15 protein-coding genes are annotated in these 16,644 nt (G+C 63.4%); 8 read left to right on the top strand and 7 right to left on the bottom strand.

Going from position 1 to position 16,644, the window contains the following annotated elements:
• The first annotated feature begins 8 nt into the window (after positions 1 to 8).
• The 8 genes from uraH to xdhC all read left to right on the top strand — a co-directional run bounded on the left by uraH (position 9) and on the right by xdhC (position 10,401).
• Positions 9 to 365 carry a hydroxyisourate hydrolase gene (uraH, locus tag Q0X23_RS00820; protein ID WP_297858529.1) on the top strand — a complete coding sequence of 119 codons (357 nt, stop codon included), beginning with the start codon at positions 9 to 11 and terminating at the stop codon, positions 363 to 365.
• A gap of 5 nt (positions 366 to 370) precedes the next feature.
• Positions 371 to 1,609, top strand: coding sequence for an allantoate amidohydrolase (locus Q0X23_RS00815; RefSeq protein WP_297858528.1), 1,239 nt, complete (start codon positions 371 to 373; stop codon positions 1,607 to 1,609).
• Positions 1,610 to 1,661: 52 nt separating this feature from the next.
• On the top strand, positions 1,662 to 3,005 hold the full coding sequence (locus Q0X23_RS00810; protein ID WP_297858527.1) for an allantoinase: 1,344 nt from the start codon (positions 1,662 to 1,664) through the stop codon (positions 3,003 to 3,005).
• Complete coding sequence (gene allE / locus Q0X23_RS00805) at positions 3,002 to 3,751, top strand: (S)-ureidoglycine aminohydrolase (protein ID WP_297858526.1); 750 nt, start codon at positions 3,002 to 3,004, stop codon at positions 3,749 to 3,751. The genes Q0X23_RS00810 and allE overlap by 4 nt, the downstream gene beginning before the upstream one ends.
• 112 nt (positions 3,752 to 3,863) lie before the next feature.
• Positions 3,864 to 5,156: a M20 family metallo-hydrolase gene (locus Q0X23_RS00800; protein ID WP_297858525.1), complete on the top strand. Its 1,293-nt coding sequence runs from the start codon at positions 3,864 to 3,866 to the stop codon at positions 5,154 to 5,156.
• A 505-nt stretch (positions 5,157 to 5,661) separates the two neighbouring features.
• Positions 5,662 to 7,047 carry a xanthine dehydrogenase small subunit gene (gene xdhA / locus Q0X23_RS00795; protein ID WP_297858524.1) on the top strand — a complete coding sequence of 462 codons (1,386 nt, stop codon included), beginning with the start codon at positions 5,662 to 5,664 and terminating at the stop codon, positions 7,045 to 7,047.
• On the top strand, positions 7,044 to 9,419 hold the full coding sequence (gene xdhB / locus Q0X23_RS00790; protein WP_297858523.1) for a xanthine dehydrogenase molybdopterin binding subunit: 2,376 nt from the start codon (positions 7,044 to 7,046) through the stop codon (positions 9,417 to 9,419). The genes xdhA and xdhB overlap by 4 nt, the downstream gene beginning before the upstream one ends.
• A 124-nt stretch (positions 9,420 to 9,543) precedes the next feature.
• A complete protein-coding gene (xdhC, locus tag Q0X23_RS00785) occupies positions 9,544 to 10,401 on the top strand; it encodes a xanthine dehydrogenase accessory protein XdhC (protein WP_297858522.1) in 858 nt (285 codons plus the stop codon).
• Between the two features lie 65 nt (positions 10,402 to 10,466).
• Here the strand turns inward: xdhC and Q0X23_RS00780 are convergent, their stop codons facing one another.
• From Q0X23_RS00780 to Q0X23_RS00750, 7 genes are all read right to left on the bottom strand, one after another.
• The gene (locus Q0X23_RS00780) at positions 10,467 to 11,150 is read right to left on the bottom strand and encodes a hypothetical protein (RefSeq protein WP_297858521.1); all 684 of its coding nucleotides are present in this window, start codon (positions 11,148 to 11,150) and stop codon (positions 10,467 to 10,469) included.
• Between the two features lie 135 nt (positions 11,151 to 11,285).
• Entirely contained in the window at positions 11,286 to 11,864 is a 579-nt protein-coding gene (locus Q0X23_RS00775; RefSeq protein ID WP_297858520.1) for a hypothetical protein, read from the bottom strand.
• Positions 11,865 to 11,873: 9 nt separating this feature from the next.
• Positions 11,874 to 12,326, bottom strand: a complete 453-nt coding sequence (locus Q0X23_RS00770) for a hypothetical protein (protein ID WP_297858519.1) — start codon at positions 12,324 to 12,326, stop codon at positions 11,874 to 11,876.
• Positions 12,327 to 12,340: 14 nt separating this feature from the next.
• Positions 12,341 to 13,042: a hypothetical protein gene (locus Q0X23_RS00765; protein WP_297858518.1), complete on the bottom strand. Its 702-nt coding sequence runs from the start codon at positions 13,040 to 13,042 to the stop codon at positions 12,341 to 12,343.
• An 8-nt stretch (positions 13,043 to 13,050) separates the two neighbouring features.
• Complete coding sequence (locus tag Q0X23_RS00760; RefSeq protein WP_297858517.1) at positions 13,051 to 13,182, bottom strand: hypothetical protein; 132 nt, start codon at positions 13,180 to 13,182, stop codon at positions 13,051 to 13,053.
• A gap of 23 nt (positions 13,183 to 13,205) precedes the next feature.
• A complete protein-coding gene (locus Q0X23_RS00755; protein WP_297858516.1) occupies positions 13,206 to 13,400 on the bottom strand; it encodes a hypothetical protein in 195 nt (64 codons plus the stop codon).
• 28 nt (positions 13,401 to 13,428) lie between these two features.
• Positions 13,429 to 16,434: a BTAD domain-containing putative transcriptional regulator gene (locus tag Q0X23_RS00750; RefSeq protein WP_297858515.1), complete on the bottom strand. Its 3,006-nt coding sequence runs from the start codon at positions 16,432 to 16,434 to the stop codon at positions 13,429 to 13,431.
• Between the last annotated feature and the right edge of the window lie 210 nt (positions 16,435 to 16,644).

Raw genomic sequence — 16,644 nt, 5'->3', positions numbered from 1 at the left:
ATAAGCATATGGCTCGGCTTTCCACGCATGTTCTGGATACCGCCCATGGGCGTCCGGCGGCTGGGCTCGACCTCGAGCTCTACCGCATCGGCCCTGCGGGCGAGCGCACCCTCGTTAGCGCAACCCGCACCAACGCCGATGGCCGCACCGACACACCGCTGCTCGCGGGCGAGACCATCCCGGTCGGTATCTACGAGCTGGTTTTCTATGTGGCCGCCTATTTCAAAGCCCAGGGCTTGCCCCTGCCCGACCCGCCCTTTCTGGATAAGGTACCGATTCGCTTCGGCATTGCCGAGGCTACGGGGCATTACCACGTGCCCCTGCTCATCTCGCCCTATGGTTACAGCACCTACCGGGGAAGTTGAAAGCCATGATACCCGAACAACTTGCGCAGGAGGCCATTGCACGCTGTCGGCAGCTTGGCCGTTTTTCGGAAGAGCCAGGCCGGCTAACCCGCACTTTTCTGTCGCCACCCATGCGGGATGTACACGAAACCCTGACCGGTTGGATGAAAGCCCTGGGCATGGCGGTGCGTGTAGACGCTGTGGGCAACCTGATTGGGCACTACCCCGGGGCAACCCCCGAGGCCCCGCGCTTTTTATTGGGCTCACACGTGGACACCGTACGCGATGCTGGCCTGTACGACGGCGCTCTGGGGGTGACGCTGGCGCTGGCCCTGGTAAAAGCGCTGGAGGGCGAGCGGCTGCCGTTCGCCCTCGAGGTCATCGCATTCTCCGAAGAAGAAGGGGTGCGCTTCGGGGTGCCCTTTATAGGCAGCAAGGCTGTAGCCGGACGCTTTGAGCCCGATGTTCTGAAGCTTCAGGATGCCCAGGGGCTTTCGCTGGAAGAGGTCATCCGGGCGTTTGGCCTGGAGCCCGCCCAGATTCCCCAGGCAGCCTACCACCCGGCTCAGGTGTTGGGGTATCTGGAGTTTCACATCGAGCAGGGCCCGGTGCTGGAGGCCCTGGGTTATCCACTGGGAATTGTGGAGGCCATTGTGGGGCAGAGCCGGCTCGAGGTGGCCTTCCGCGGCAAGGCCGGACATGCCGGCACCTCGCCCATGCACCTGCGCCGCGATGCCCTGGTCGGAGCCGCTGAATGGATTACCCTGGTCGAGCGTGAGGCCCGCGAGGAGGCGGGCCTGGTGGCCACGGTCGGCATGATTACGGCCCAGCCGGGGGTGGCCAATGTGATTCCAGGGGAGGTGCGCATGAGTCTGGACGTGCGCCATGCAGATGACGATGTGCGCAGCCTGGCTGTGGCTAACCTGATTACCCGGGCCCAGCAGGTTGCTCAGCGTCGGGGCCTCGAGCTAGGCTACCTGACCCGGTACGAACAAGCCGCAGTGCCCTGTCACCCAGACCTTACCGAACAACTGGCCCTATCGGTCGAAGCCCAGGGTTATCCTGTCCAGCGCATGGCCTCGGGGGCCGGCCACGACGCCATGATTATGGCCTCGCTGTGCCCCGTCGCCATGCTTTTCCTGCGAAGCCCCGGGGGCCTTTCGCACCACCCGGACGAAATGGTTTGGCCCCAGGACACAGAAGCCGCCTTGAGGGCAGGGCTGGATTTTTTGCACCGGCTGGCCAGTGCCCAGCATCAGCCCTAGCGAATACCTGGCCCCACGAACCCATACCCCTTGATGCTCAAACGGAGATGCCATGCTCGACCTGATTGTGCGCGGTGGAAACCTGGTCACACCAGAAGGCCTTCTGCAAGCCGATATGGGCGTGCTGGACGGACACATTGTTCAGATAAGGCAGGAAATAGCTGAGCCGGCCCGGCAGGAGGTACGGGCTGCCGGCCTGTATGTGTTTCCGGGGCTGGTGGATGTGCATGTGCACTTCAACGAGCCGGGTCAAGCCCACTGGGAGGGCATCGAGACCGGGAGCGCGGCCCTTGCGGCCGGGGGCGGCACGCTGTTTTTCGACATGCCCCTCAACTCACTGCCCTGCACCCTGGACGCCCCCTCATTCGACCAGAAACGAGCGGCCATGCGGGCCTCCTCCTACACCGACTTTGCCCTCTGGGCAGGCCTTACCCCAAAGAACCTGGAGTACCTGCCCGAGCTGGCCGAGCGGGGGGTGATTGGTTTCAAGGCCTTCATGTGCAATTCGGGCCTGCCCGAGTTTCCCGCCTGCGACGATGCCACACTATACGAAGGCATGCGGCTGGCGGCGCAGCTTGGGCTTCCGGTGGCCGTGCACGCCGAGTCGGAGGCCCTGACCGCCCACCTCGCAAAAAAGATGCGGGCCCAGGGTAGCACCTGGCGTGAGTATGTGGCCTCGCGTCCGGTTTTTACCGAGCTCGAGGCCATCGGGCGGGCCCTCCTGCTGGCCCAGGAAACCGGCTGCAAGCTACACATCGTACACATCAGCTCGGGTGCCGGGGTGGCGCTGGCCGCCGAGGCCAAAGCACGGGGGGTAGACGTGAGCCTCGAGACCTGCCCCCACTACCTCACCTTTACCGAAGAAGACCTGGAGCGGCTGGGGGCCGTTGGCAAATGCGCGCCACCGCTACGCTCCCGCTCCGAACAAAACGGGCTATGGAGCCTGGTGTTGCAGGGGGCGGTGGACATCATCGGCTCCGACCATTCGCCCAGCCCCCCCGAGCTTAAACAAGGCAACGACTTCTTTGCGCTGTGGGGCGGGATTGCAGGGGTACAGTCTACCCTCGGCGTGCTGCTGACCGAGGGCTGGCGGCGGCGGGGACTGGCTTTGGAGCGCATTGCCGCCCTGCTGGCCCAGAACCCGGCCCTGCGCTTTGGCCTATCCCAAAAAGGAAGGTTGGGCGTGGGCTTTGAAGCTGATTTTGCCATGATTGACCTAACCCAAAGCTACACCCTCGCCCCCTCAGACCTGTACTACCGCCATCCACTCTCGCCCTACCTGGGCTATCAGTTCCGGGGCCAAGTGGTAAGCACCTGGCTCAGGGGTGAGCCCATCTTTGTGGAGGGTAGAATAAAGAAGCCAAGCGAAGTGCGCTTACAGACGAGGAAACTATGAGCCTGACCGGATTTACCCGCACCCATGTAGCCCCCGACCATGCCCTCCTGACCCCCGACTCCTTCATCCGGGCCCCCCTGCCCGGCTGGGTGAATACGGCCAGCATCGTGCATATCGCTCCAGAGTTGGGGGCGCGCTTCAAGATGTATACCGTCGAGATGCAACCGGGCAGCACCGGCGAGATGAGCCTGCTGGACATCCAGCGCTTCGCCTATGTGCTGGAGGGTGAGGTGTCGCTCGAGGTTGGCGGTGCCAGGCACACGCTATGGGCCAATAACTACGTATATTTGCCGGCCAACACCCCCCACCGCTTTGTAGCAGAGTCCAATGTTCGAATGGTTGTTTTCGACAAACCCTACCAGGCCCTGGCCGGGGTGGACGTGCCCCAGGTGGTACTCGGGCACGAGCCGGATGTTCCCAGCAGCCCGCTCATGGGCGACGAAGCCCTCCAGGTGCGCCTGCTCCTGCCGGAGCATTTCTCCTTTGATATGGCCGTCAACACCATGACCTTTGCCCCTGGGGCCCACCTGCCCATGGTAGAAACACACGTCATGGAGCACGGCCTGCTATTTCTGCAAGGGGGCGGGGTCTACCGCCTGGCAGACCACTGGTACACCGTACAGGCCGGAGATGTCATCTGGATGGCCTCCTACTGCCCACAGTGGTTTGGCGCGTTGGGCAAAACCCCCAGCAAATACCTCATATATAAGGACGTGAACCGGCACTCGCTCGAGCTCTTGACCTGAAACGGCGGGTACTCTGGCGCTCGGAAACCGCCTTCTCTGAGGCTCTTTTGCAAAGCGTGTAGGGTGCGGCATAAACTATCGTCGTGTTTAGCGTTTTTTTCTGGAGCAACCCATGATTGTAAGACCACTGGTAGATAAAGAACGAATTGTCCACGAACTGGACACACTGGCGGGGTTTTCCGATACCCCCAAGCCCGCCATTACCCGCATTCTTTTTACCAAGCCCGACCTGGGGGCCCGGGCCTATCTCAAGGGCCTGTGTGAAGAAGCTGGCCTCCGCGTGCGGGAGGATGGCCTCGGCAACATCTTTGCCCGCTGGGAGGGCTCTGCGCCCGAGCTGCCTGCGGTGGGCACAGGTTCGCATTTCGACGCCATTCCCTATGCTGGTATGTACGACGGTACGGTGGGGGTGCTGGGCGGTCTGGAGGCCATTCGGGCGCTCCAGCGCAGCGGTTTCAAGCCCTACCGCTCCATCGAACTGCTTATCTTCACCGCCGAAGAGCCCACCCGCTTTGGGATTGGCTGCCTGGGAAGCCGGGCTCTGTCGGGTGTCCTGAACCCTGAATCGTTGAGGCTGCTCAAAGACCAGGAAGGAAAGAGCCTCGAGGAGGTGCGCTGGGAGGCCGGTTATATGGGCCGCCTGGAGGATGTGCAACTCCCCGAAGGCTATTACGCGGCCTTTGTGGAGCTGCATATCGAGCAGGGACCGGTGCTCGAGCAAGAACACGTACCTTTGGGCATCGTCACGGCGATTGCCGCCCCGGCTTCGCTGCGGGCACACCTCGAGGGTGTGGGCGGGCATGCGGGTACTGTTCTCATGCCCGACCGACACGATGCCCTTTGCGCTGCCGCCGAGATTATCCTGGGGGTGGAAGCCTTTGCCAAGAACAGCGGCAGCATCAACACCGTGGCCACCACCGGCTTCTGCGAGGTCTACCCCAACGCGGTGAACAGCGTACCCAGCCGGGTCAAGCTCGAGATTGACGTGCGCGATGTGGAGCAATCCCGCCGCGACCAGGTGATTCGCAACATCATTCAGGGCGTGGAACAGGTTTGCACCCGCCGCGACATCAAGTACAGCGTGGACATTATCAACATAGACCCTCCGGCCAAATCGGGCTCGGAGGTACTCAAAGCGCTGGTAGAAGCCTGTGGCGAGGCCGGGGTCAAGTTCAAGCTAATGGTCAGCCGGGCCTACCACGACTCTTTGTTCATGGCCCGCATCGCACCTACCGCCATGCTCTTCATCCCCTGCCGCGAGGGGATTAGCCACCGCCCGGACGAGTACGCCTCGCCCGAGGACATTGCCCTGGGCACCTACGTTCTGGCGCTGACGTTGGCCAAGCTCTCGCTGGCCGAGGGCAGGGGGAGCGGTAAGGAAGAACCGATGACGCTCAACGACTGATCACGGTCGCGAAAAAGCGTCTCGCTTTCCAAGGGGCAGTATCGCCCTCCGCTACGCGGATAACTTCGGTCGGTCTGGGCGCGGGGCCAGGGCTGGTGCATAAAGAAAAACCACCCCTTCCTCCCCCAACGGGGGAGGCTAGGTGGAGGCATAGCACCCAGCCAGGTCGCCCAGCTACGAGCATTTTTGCAACACCGACCCTATGATACCAACTTTACTCGGACAGTTAGCTTTGAGGGTCGTCCCAAGCCCCCTCATCCGGCGACACCCCAGGTGCAGTCAATCGTGTTTCTATCGCTGTTAAATAGCGCGGTCGGGGTGTCGCCACCTTCTCCCTCCGGGGTGAAGGCAAGGGGTTCACGTGGATTTGGTATGAACCGCTCCTGCTTGAGGTTTGCGAGGGTTCGCGTACCGATCCTAGGCACGTAGCAAAGCCATACTTTTTGCTGGGGGCATTGGTTATACAATAATCAACCATAGGCAAGTGAAGTCCAGGAGGGCTTGGGTGAGTAAGATCAGCTTTCGGTTAAACGGGCAGATGGTGCAGATTTCAGGAGTAGACCCCCATATCACCGTGCTCGAGTGGTTGCGCCAAGAGGGCCTGACGGGCAGCAAGGAGGGTTGCGCCGAGGGGGAGTGCGGGGCTTGCACGGTGCTGCTGGTGCGCCCGGATGGAGCCGGGGCGCGGCTCGAGGCGGTCAATAGCTGTTTGCTGCTGCTGCCGGGTCTGGACGACCAGGAGGTCTGGACGGTGGAAGGGCTTGCACAGGGGGAGAAGCTTCATCCTGTGCAGGAGGCCATGCTTCAGGGGGGCTCGCAGTGTGGCTACTGCACGCCGGGTTTTGTGGTCAGCATGGCGGCGGAGTACTATCGCAAAGGACGTGAAGCCTTCGACCTCGAGGCCCTCTCGGGCAACCTTTGCCGCTGTACCGGCTACAGGCCCATCCGCGATGCCGCCCTATCGCTGGGCCGGCCCGCCCCGGACGACCCTTTGGCCCGGCGGCTGGCAGACCCCGCCCCACCGCTGAAAAGCTTTCGCTACGAGGCCGGCGCCACTTACCTGCGCCCTACCTCGCTGGGTGAGTTGTTCCAGATGCTAGAAGCCTATCCCCAGGCCCGCTTACTGGCCGGCGGCACCGATCTTGGGGTGGAGGTCAACCAACGGTTTTACCGTGCGGAAACCCTCTTAGACCTGAACGCAGTGCCCGAGCTCAAAACCCTTCACTGGGGGTCGGAGGCCATCGAGATTGGCGCAGGCGTAACCCTTTCCGAGGCCGAGCGCTGGCTGGAGGGGCGTGTTCCCCTGCTGGCCGAGTGGTTCCCGCTATTTGCCTCGCGCCTGATCCGCAACCGTGCGACGCTGGGGGGCAACCTGGGTACGGCCTCGCCCATCGGCGATTCCCCGCCGGTGTTGCTGGCCCTGGGGGCCGAGGTAGTGCTGGTGAGCGCACTGGGCGAGCGGGTGGTGAAGCTCGAGCACTTCTTCACCGGATACCGGCAGACGGTGTTACAGCCTGGGGAACTCATCAAGGGGGTGCGAATCCCCCTGCCCCTGGCGCCCCAGGCCCGTTTTTACAAGGTGGCCAAGCGCCCGCTGGACGACATCTCCACCGTGGCGGCAGCCTTTGCGCTCAGGCTCGAGGAAGGCCGGGTTGCCCAGCTTCGCATCGGCTTGGGCGGGGTGGCGGCAACGCCGGTGCGGGCCTACCAGACCGAGGCCTTCCTGGTAGGCCAGCCCTGGGGCGAGCCCAGCATCCGCAAGGCGGCTCAGGTGATCAAGGCAGAGTTCAAACCAATTGACGACCACCGGGGGAGTGCGGCCTACCGAACCGCCATGCTGGGCAACCTGCTCTGGAAGTTCTACAGCGAGACCCAGGAGGTAACCGTATGAAGGTGGTGGGCAAGGCCATTCCCCACGAATCGGCCCGCGAGCACGTGACGGGGCGGGCGCTCTACACCGACGACCTGCTGCCGCGCTACCCCAATGCCCTGCACGCCTGGCCGGTTCAGGCCCCTCATGCCCACGCCCGTATTGTGCGGCTCGATGTTCAGCCTGCGTATGCCGTGCCGGGGGTGGTGCGGGTGCTCACGGCCCCGGATGTACCGGGCCTCAACGACTCGGGCCTCAAGCAGGACGAACCGCTGTTTCCCACCGAGGTGATGTACTCTGGCCAGGCGGTCTGTTGGGTGCTGGCGGAAAGCGAGGAGTCCGCCCGGCTGGGGGCCGCTCGAGTAGCGGTGGAGTATGAGCCGCTGCCCGCCATCCTGAGCATTCGGGAGGCCATAGCCCAGGGGAGTTTTCAGGGCGCAACGCTTCACGCCAAGCGCGGGGATGTGCAGCAGGGTCTTCTGGAATCGGCGCGGGTGCTCGAGGGGGAGCTCGAGCTCGGCGGGCAGGAGCACTTCTACCTCGAGACCCAGTCCTCCCTGGCGGTACTCGACGAGACCGACCACCTGCTGGTACATGCCTCCACCCAGCACCCTTCAGAAACCCAGGAGATCGTGGCCCAGGTGCTGGGCCTGCCGCGCAATCGGGTCACGGTGCAGTGCGTGCGCATGGGCGGGGGCTTCGGCGGCAAGGAAGTACAGGCCAACCCCTTTGCGGCCATAGCGGCCCTGGGGGCCTACCTGACCCGCCGCCCGGTGCGGGTGCGGCTCAACCGGCTTCAGGACATCACCCTCACCGGCAAGCGCCACCCCTTTTATGCCCGCTGGAAGGTGGGTTTTTCCGAAGACGGTGTGCTCCAGGCCCTCCAGATGGAGCTCTTTTCCGACGGCGGCTGGTCGCAAGACCTGAGCGAGCCGGTGATGGCCCGGGCGGTCTGCCATGCCGACAACGCCTACTACATCCCCCACATGGACGTTAAGGGCCGGGTCTGCAAGACCCATAAGACCTCGCAGACCGCCTTCCGGGGTTTTGGGGGGCCGCAGGGTATGGTCTTCATCGAAGAGGTCGTAGACCGCGTGGCCCGCAGCCTGGGCCTGCCGCCGGAGGTGGTGCGGGAGCGGAACTTCTACCGGGCTGAGGGTACCGGGTACCGGGCAGGGGAGGGGCGCATCTCGGAAACCGGAGCCCGGAGCCCGGAGCCTGCACCCCCCTCCACCACCCACTACGGCCAGGCGGTGAAGGATGTGGAGCGCATCCGGCTCATCTGGGACGAGCTCAAACAAAGCGCCGAGTTCGACCGCCGCCGGCGGGAAGTATCCGAGTTCAACGTCCAGAGCCCCCACCGCAAGCGGGGCCTGGCCATCACCCCGGTCAAGTTCGGTATCTCCTTCAACCTGACCGCTTTCAACCAGGCCGGGGCGCTGGTGCTGGTCTACCAGGATGGCTCGGTGCAGGTCAACCACGGCGGCACCGAGATGGGCCAGGGGCTTTTCACCAAGATTCAGCAGATTGCTGCCCAGACCCTGGGTGTGCCGCTGGAATCCATCCGCCTGATGCCCACCCGCACCGACAAGGTGCCCAATACCTCGGCCACCGCCGCCTCCACCGGGGCCGACCTGAACGGGGGAGCCGTGCGCGATGCCTGCGAGAAAATCAAGGCCCGGCTGGCCGGGGTAGCGGCCCAGAAACTGGGTGTTCACCCTGCCGACGTGGTGTTTGAAGACGGCCAGGCCTGGAGCATCTGGAAGCCTGAGGAGCGGCTGGGCTTTGCCGAAGTGGTGAAGGCCGCCTATGCCCAGCGGATACAGCTTTTTGCCGATGGCTTTTACCGCACGCCGGGGCTCCACTGGGACAAAACCCGCATGTGGGGTAAACCCTTTCACTACTTTGCTTTTGGCGCGGCGGTGAGTGAGGTAGAAGTGGACGGTTTTACGGGTCAGTACACCCTGCGCCGGGTGGACATTCTGCACGACGTGGGCGACTCGCTCTCCCCGCTGGTGGACCTGGGCCAGGTGGAGGGGGGTTTTATCCAGGGTGTGGGCTGGCTTACGCTGGAGGACCTGCGCTGGGATGCCAGGGGCCAGGTAGCCACCCGCTCGGCCAGCACCTACAAGCTGCCCAGTTTTTCCGAGCTACCCGAGGTCTTCCACGTGCGGCTTCTGCCGCGGGCCACTGAGCCGGGGGTGGTGTACGGCTCCAAGGCCGTGGGGGAGCCCCCGCTGATGCTGGCCATCTCGGTACGCGAAGCCCTGCGCGACGCTGTGGCGGCTTTTGGAAGGGGGGGTGTGGTAGAACTGGCCTCGCCCGCCACGCCCGAGGCGGTCTACTGGGCCATCGAGAAGGTGCGGGAACAGGCCCTGGTCTCGGGGGATTGATGGGCATGGATGAGCCCCGCTCACCCCTATGGTGCGGAACCTCGAGCGCTTCTCGATGGGCGTTTTCTTGCTCGTTATGGTCGGCTTTTTTGTCTGTTTTGCCGGGCAACTGTAGGGGGCTCTTATGCAGTGGTTTGAGCAGCTCGCCCGCCTGACTGAGCAAAAAGAGCCGCTGGTGCTGGTCACGCTAGTCTCGGTGCGGGGCCATGCGCCCCGCGAGGCCGGAGCCAAAATGTTGGTGACGGCTGAGGCCGTCTACGGAACCATTGGCGGGGGGAACCTCGAGGCCACCGCCATTGCCCTGGCCCACAAGATGCTGGAGGGCCCAGGCCACACGCCACAACTGCACACCCTGCGCCTGACCGAAAACGCCCCCGCCGAACACGGGGTGCAGTGCTGTGGGGGTGAGGTGCAGATCCTGCTCGAGGCGGTGACGCCAGCCCGCCCCACCGTGGCCATTTTTGGGGTGGGGCATGTGGGGCTGGCCCTGGCCAAGGTGCTCTCGATGCTGCCCATCGAACTGTGGCTGGTGGACTCGAGGGCCGAGATGCTCTCAGAAGAGCGTCTGAACCCCCTCTATCGGGAACAGGCTCGCATACGGGTGTTTCAGGCCCCCATCCTGGACAGCATCGTGAACGACCTGCCCGCAGGGGCGCACCTGGTCATCATGACCCACGACCACGCCGAGGATTTGTTCGTGCTCGAGGCCGCTTTGCGCCGGGGTGAGCTGGGCTTTATCGGCCTGATCGGCTCGGCGGTCAAGTGGCGTAACTTTCAGCACAAACTGCTGCAGCAGGGCTTGTCTCAGGCCGACCTGGCCCGTGTCACCTGTCCTATTGGACTACCAATCACCAAAAGCAAGGCCCCACAGGCCATTGCCATTGCCACCGCGGGCCAGTTGTTGCCCTTGCTGCAAAGCGATGGGAGCGAGGCGCAAAACCCGGAGCCGAAAGCTGCAGTAGCCCCGAGAGCTAGCGAGTGACCAAGACCTTATACCAGAATCGGTTAGTTCGTTGCCGAACGGCAACGAACCAAACGAGCCTGGTATTACTTAGTGCAGTCCAGCTTAAAGCGGAGGCTGGGGTTGGGGGAGCTGAAGGCCAGGTTGTACTTCTGCTTGATGCTGTTCGTATCCATCTCGATCAAGAGCTTGGTCGGGGCGTCGGTGCGGTTGCTGGTGAACTTGAGCTTGGTGGTGACGCCAGAACCTTGCGGAATGGCAGCGTTGTAGATTTTGGCCTCGTAGGACTCGCGGGCCAGGGCGTTTCCCTCCATGCGCTGCGTGGAGCCGTCGGCAAAGGCCAGGGTGAGGCTGCTGGAGTCTTTGAAGCCGGCGTTCCAGGCCTCGAGGGTTCGGTTGGTGGCGTTGCGCACCTCAAAATCTATCGCCCAACCTTTGAGCCCGCCGTCGTCAAAAGACTCGACCCTGGTAGCCCGCGCTCGCCAGATGCCGTTAAATAGCCACTCGTTCAAGCAGCCCTCGAGGCTAGCCCGCTGGTCGGCCCCACCCGCAGGCGAGCCGCTCAGACTCACGGTATTGCCCGAGACCGCGGCGGTAACCCCCAGGGCCCGCAGCGCACTGAGCGGCACGTAGGTCTGTCCCCCCACCACAATGGCCTTGCTGCTCTGGGCTTGGCCGTTTACCACCAGGTTGAGTTGCCGCTGCACCGCCTGGGCTAGCACCAGGCCCAGCGCGCCGACCACCACCCAAGTCAAAATTCTGCGATTCATAGCTGCTCCTTGTAGTGTCTGGGGTCTATGGTCGATGGTTTATGGTCGGTCGTCAATAGCCTGAACCCGTGAATATCGGCAGAAAGCCATTGGCGATGGACCATCAGCCATTAACTAGTGACTATTGACATTTGCTTACGGGCTTTGCACCGTCCCCATGCCGCTCAGGAAGGTGGCGGTGAGGGTACTTCTGGCAACCTGGCCCTGGGTGGCGCTATTTTCCTCCACCAGCAAATAGAAGGTCTTGGGGCCCGCACTGTCCACCGGGAATACCCGCTCGCTGCTGACAATCTGGATATAGGTCCAGTTGGGCAAACCTCCGGGTAGGGAGATACGCTTGTCCTGGTCTGGGCGGATGACATCGGGTTCGTTAGCCAATGCCACCGTGAAGAGGGCGCTGCTGTCACCGGTGTACACCATATTGAGTTGGAGGCTGGCGCTAACCCTTACATACCCGGGCCCCGGCACGTTGATGGTCACGCTGCGTCTCAAGGAGTTGGGGAAGTTGGGAATGTCGGCGGTATCCGATTCCACGGCCTGGGCCACACCGGGGAGGGCGTTGTTTAGAGCGGCAAAGTTGGCATTGACTTCGGCAGCGCGAATGGGATTTCCGGCGGTGAAGGTATGGGGCAGATTGATGCCTGCCAAGGCCCACAGGCCAAGGCTAGACAGCACGAAACCCAGCGCCAAAAAGAAGAGGTTTTTGTTGGGCATAGCGGTGCCTCACAAACGCACGTTGACCCCGCCCCGCAGGCCAAAACCGGCGCTGGGGCCGTTGAAGGTGAAGACCCCCTCGAGGAAGGTGTACACGTTGCCGGTGGGGAGCTCGAGGCCCGCCGCTAGGGCAAAGATGGGGCCGGTCACGCCCCCGCCCGAGAACAGCAGCCCCAAGCTGGGGCCGGCGTAAATTTGCAGCGGGTCGAGGTTCAGGCTTGCCAGCGGCCCCGCACTGATGGCGGCGGTAAAGTTGCTGCTGAGGGCGGCATCGGCCACCGCCCGCAGATGCACCGTGAGCGGGCTGGCCTGCACCAGATTGCGAACCGTGAACTGCACGTTGCCCTGGGCCGAGGAGCCCCCGCTCCCGGCGTTGAAGCTTAGGCCACCCCCCACGCTAAAATCGGCGGCCCAGGCCCAGGAAAGTAGGAGTAAGAACCCCGGTATCCACGCTTTTTTCATGTAATCATCCCTTTTTAGAGCTGCTTGATGACCAGCACGTTGAACTTGGCTCCGACAGGCATGTCAATCCCATCGGCCCGGAAAATGCGCCAGCGGCCTGCACCGGCATCGTAGGAAACCCCAATGGGCGCATTGATGAATGGGTCGGCACCTGAGCTTACGTGCGTAACAATCAGGATTGCGTTGGAATTGTTATTTGTTTGGGGGTTGTCCAGCGTGGTGCGCGGGCCGTTGATGTTGGAAGGTATTGCGGTGTGTAAGAAGGCTGGTTTGTTGCCTCTTACCCCGATGCTGCCGTCCACCAGCAATGCAGTACCCGTCACGGTAGCTTTAGCCGAGACCCCAGCACCCGAACCACTAAGCGATTCGCCCTCAACGCCGATTCCATCCGAACCCGTAGTGCCCCTGACACCCCAGCCTGTGCCGGCAACCTCTCCTTGTAGAGCGACGCTTAGCGCACCATTATTTCGCACCTTAAAGCCTGCATTGGGTGGAACATTGCTCCCAACGAGGCTTGTCCCGAAACTGGCTCCTATGGGCCGCTCCTCGAGGGCCTCGATGGCGCTACGCAGCGTGGTGAAGTTCTGGTTGACCTCGCTGGCCCTGATGGGCGTGCCCGCGCTGAAGCTGGTGAGCGCCCCCACGCTCAGCGCCCATAGCCCAGAAGCCACGATGCCTGCACCCAACACGAAAAAGAACAAGTTTTTCCCGCGCATACGTCCTCCTACTGCCAGTTGGCCTGATCCCACCGGCTGTTGTCCCAGATGCCTGCATTGCCGCCGCCTCCGCCCCCACAGGCCACCAGGGTGGCCAGAACCAGGGCCAGGAGGATGAGCCGTCCAAGGGTTTGTTTCATGGGTTGCTCCCTTTGGGATGGCTTCAGCGAATCCCAAAAACCCGCCCGCCCGAGTTCCGGCAGAGCTGCTCCAGGTACTGCAAAAGCAACAGCGGGCTCTCGAACTCGTGCCGCTTACCGGTTTCGGGATCCAAGAGAACCGCCCGCCAGGGTTGTTGGGGTGTGGCTGGCTCGAGGTGCAGCACCAGGTCGAGCGGTTGGGGGGGCTTCGCTTCCATCGCCAGACCGAGGGTAGCAAGGGGTGCGTCACTCGAACGTCATTGCCAGCCGGGCCCGGAGGGCTTGCTCGCCGACGCTGCGGAACCGGACGATGCCGCCGTGCAGCGCAAGGGCTTGCTCGAGGTCGGCTCGGGCCTTAGCCCGCTCCTTCAGCGCCAGCCAGGCCCCGCCTCGGCTGTAAAGGAGGTTTATTTTCTGGGTCTCGCTACAGGCGGTTTCGAGGGCCTCCTGGGCCAGACGCAGGGCGGCTTTGGGGTTGTGCTGGGCCAGCTCGAGCTCGGCGTAAAGATGTTTGACCTCGGGGGCGCCCCACTGGAGGTTTTCTGAGAGCTCTAAGGCCCGCTCCAGATCCCGCGTGGCCTCGGTGGTCTGGCCCAGCCCCAGCCAGGCCTCGGCCCGCACCAATAGGGCTATCAGCTCCTGGCGTTGCACCCCACCCTGCCTGGCTTTTTGGAGGATGTCCTCGGTCTCGCCAATGGCTTTGGCGTAGCAACCCTGGCTCAGATGCACCCGCGCCCGCACCATCCCAATGCGCTCTTGCAAGAGCCAGAAGCCTGAGGGGGCCGGGCTGTGCTGCCGCATCAGGCCCTCGGCCTGCTCGACCCAGTCCAGGGCCTCGGTAGGCCGTTCCTGAAGCATCAGGGTCAGGCTATGGCAAAGCCGGGCCTCGATCTGGTGATGGGGCGTGAGGCTTTGCGCCAGCTTGAGCGCCTCGAGTCCGTCCTGGTGGGCTTCTTGTAAGAGCCCTAGGTCGCGCTGGTAGTGGGTCACAAAAACCAGCGGGTAGAAGGCCTCGGCAGGGGAGACCTCGAGGGCATACGCGTAGGCCCGCCGGCTGGCCTCCATGGCGCCGGCTAGGTCGTACTGGTCGTCGAGCACCATCCCCCGGTAGAACCATACGCTCGAGCGCTGGAGGGGTGTTTGGGCGATTTGCTGCATCTCCTCGAGCTGGGCTAGTTGTTCCTTGGGGCCGGCATGCCCCACCTGGCGGCTCAAATAAAAGCGCTGGTTCAGGGCCTCGAAACGCTGGGGGTGTTCGGGGGGCAGAATTTCCAGGGTTCGCAAAAAGTACCCGTCGGCCTCCTGGTAGGCCCCCAAGCCGTGGGTTTGCAAGGCAGCTCTGCGCCACCACACCGCGGCCTGCTCGGACTGTCCGGCCATTTGGAAATAGCCGGCAACCTGGGCCGGGTGTACCGCCTGCTGGGCAAAGTGCTGGGCCAGGCGGGCCGAAATCAGCTTGCGGCGGTCGGGTTGCAGGGTTTCGGCGATGGTGCGGGCGATCAGGTCGTGGGTGAAGCGGTAGCCCTGGGGCGTGTTCTTCAGCAGGTGATACTGGCAGGCCTGCTCCAGCGCCTCGCAGACCTCCCAGTCCGAAAGCGCGCTGGCCTGGGCCAGCAGGTGGGAGTCAAAGGTTTCTTCGCCGACCAGCGCCGCTACTTCCAGGCTGCGCCGCACCGCCGCCCCCTGGTGCTCGAGGCGGCCCAGGATGGCCTGGCGCACGCTGGGGGCGATGGGCAGCTCGGTGTAGTCGTGGGTGGACTCGTCGTAAGGGGTCTTCCACACACCGCCCTCCTCTAAGCGCAGCTCACCGGACTCGAAGAGGCTACGCAGGGTCTCCAGCACAAAGAGCGGGTTGCCCGAGGTGGCCCGGTAGACCCGCTGCGGAAACAGCCGGGATGGCCGCCCGGAAAGGTGGGCAATGAGTTCGGCCACCTCGAGCTCGCTCAGGGGTTCTAGCTCGAGCCAGGCGGCCCTCTGGCCGTTACGCCAGTCTTGATAGCGACGGGCCACCTCCGGCCCCACCTCGTCGGGGCGCACCGTGACCACCAACCGAGCCAATGCCCCGCGCTGCTCCAGCCCCACCGCCAGCGCCCGGAGGCTCCAGGGGTCGCTGTAGTGTTCGTCCTCACTGAGAAAAACCGTGCTGCCATGGGCCTGTATCATCAACTCCACCAGCCCCGAGAAAAACCGCACCAGGGTGCTTTCGTCCAGCGGCGGCGGAGGGGTTTCGCACAACTCGGGAACCAGGCGGGAAGCCTCGAGGCGTATCCAGCTTTTCGGCTGCAGGTCGGGCTTGGTGCTCAGGGCCTGGCGCACCCAGCGGGTCATGGAAGCATAGGGGGTCGGCCCATCGCCGGGTTGTCCCGAGAGCGTAATGTAGGGGCCCTTATCGGCCAGCAATTCTTTGGCCAGACGGCTCTTGCCCACCCCTGCCGGGCCGGCGATGAGCAGGATGTTTTGGTGTTGCCAGGCGGCCTCGAGCTGCTCGAGGGCCGAGGCTCGCCCTACCAGCGGTGGGTTGAAGTGGGGGCTGCTGGGGGCTTCGGGTCGCACCCGAGCGGTCGGTTTGCGCCGGCGGATCTGCTCGGCCAGGGCCTGGGTTTCCGGTAGCGGTTCTAAGGCCAGCTCCCGCCGCAACACCTCACACAGCCGCTTGTACTGTTGCAGAGCCCCCTCGGTCTGCCCGAGCAACGCATAAAGCCGCATGGCCTCGCGGTGAAAATGTTCCTGCAGCTCGTCGTGGCGAATAAGCTCCTGGTAAAGTTCCAGGGCAAGCTGGATTTTCCCGTCGGCCTCGAGCTGTTTGGCCCGACCCCCAAGGGCCACCACCCAAAGCCGCCCCAGCCGCTCGCGCCAGCGCCATAGCCAGTCGCTGTAGGTTTCCTCTTCCAGCTCCAAGCCTTGCAAAAAATCGCCTTTGTAGGTTGCTAGCGCCTCGGGCCAGTGTTGCGCCTCGACCTGGGACAAAAAGCGCTGTACGTCCAGCTCAAACTGGATCAGCTCGATCTGCTCACGTCCGGCATGGATGTAGGCCCCCAAGGGGCTGTTGCTCAGCCGATACAGCGTCTGCCGCAGATTGTGCTGCCCTCGGCTCTCTGCGTGGCCTCCCCACAGCAGCTCAACCAACCGATGGCGGGGCTGGCGGCCCTCGAGGGCTAGAAAGGCCAGCAATGCAACCACCTTGCGCGGCGGATCCAGTTCCCGCTCTTCGCAGCGCAGTTTGGGAGAACCCAGTAGCTCAATTTGCAGCATGGTGTGAGGCTTTCCAGATTCAGATGGGAAACAGGCTTATGCCGTTTGCTGCATTCAGTGTAGTTAGAGGATAGCAAAGGGCCGGGTTATTTGGGGTGAAGTTAACTTTTAATACCACATTCGGTTAGTTCGGCGCCGGATGGCGGCGAACTAACAAGGCCGAAGGGAGCGCTCTAGGATTCAAAAAGATAGCCTCTGGGGGTCTTTGGT

Origin of the sequence: Meiothermus sp., assembly GCF_026004115.1 — a bacterium.
GTDB lineage: Bacteria > Deinococcota > Deinococci > Deinococcales > Thermaceae > Meiothermus.
This window is presented reverse-complemented; position numbering and strand designations above follow the sequence as displayed.

Excerpts from the sequence above, each read along its gene's own strand:
- uraH (WP_297858529.1), top strand. The coding sequence starts at position 9 with ATGGCTCGGCTTTCCACGCATGTTCTGGATACCGCCCATGGGCGTCCG.
- Q0X23_RS00815 (WP_297858528.1), top strand. The coding sequence starts at position 371 with ATGATACCCGAACAACTTGCGCAGGAGGCCATTGCACGCTGTCGGCAG.
- Q0X23_RS00810 (WP_297858527.1), top strand. The coding sequence starts at position 1,662 with ATGCTCGACCTGATTGTGCGCGGTGGAAACCTGGTCACACCAGAAGGC.
- allE (WP_297858526.1), top strand. The coding sequence starts at position 3,002 with ATGAGCCTGACCGGATTTACCCGCACCCATGTAGCCCCCGACCATGCC.
- Q0X23_RS00800 (WP_297858525.1), top strand. The coding sequence starts at position 3,864 with ATGATTGTAAGACCACTGGTAGATAAAGAACGAATTGTCCACGAACTG.
- xdhB (WP_297858523.1), top strand. The coding sequence starts at position 7,044 with ATGAAGGTGGTGGGCAAGGCCATTCCCCACGAATCGGCCCGCGAGCAC.
- xdhC (WP_297858522.1), top strand. The coding sequence starts at position 9,544 with ATGCAGTGGTTTGAGCAGCTCGCCCGCCTGACTGAGCAAAAAGAGCCG.
- Q0X23_RS00780 (WP_297858521.1), bottom strand. The coding sequence starts at position 11,150 with ATGAATCGCAGAATTTTGACTTGGGTGGTGGTCGGCGCGCTGGGCCTG.
- Q0X23_RS00775 (WP_297858520.1), bottom strand. The coding sequence starts at position 11,864 with ATGCCCAACAAAAACCTCTTCTTTTTGGCGCTGGGTTTCGTGCTGTCT.
- Q0X23_RS00770 (WP_297858519.1), bottom strand. The coding sequence starts at position 12,326 with ATGAAAAAAGCGTGGATACCGGGGTTCTTACTCCTACTTTCCTGGGCC.
- Q0X23_RS00765 (WP_297858518.1), bottom strand. The coding sequence starts at position 13,042 with ATGCGCGGGAAAAACTTGTTCTTTTTCGTGTTGGGTGCAGGCATCGTG.
- Q0X23_RS00760 (WP_297858517.1), bottom strand. The coding sequence starts at position 13,182 with ATGAAACAAACCCTTGGACGGCTCATCCTCCTGGCCCTGGTTCTGGCC.
- Q0X23_RS00755 (WP_297858516.1), bottom strand. The coding sequence starts at position 13,400 with ATGGAAGCGAAGCCCCCCCAACCGCTCGACCTGGTGCTGCACCTCGAG.
- Q0X23_RS00750 (WP_297858515.1), bottom strand. The coding sequence starts at position 16,434 with ATGCTGCAAATTGAGCTACTGGGTTCTCCCAAACTGCGCTGCGAAGAG.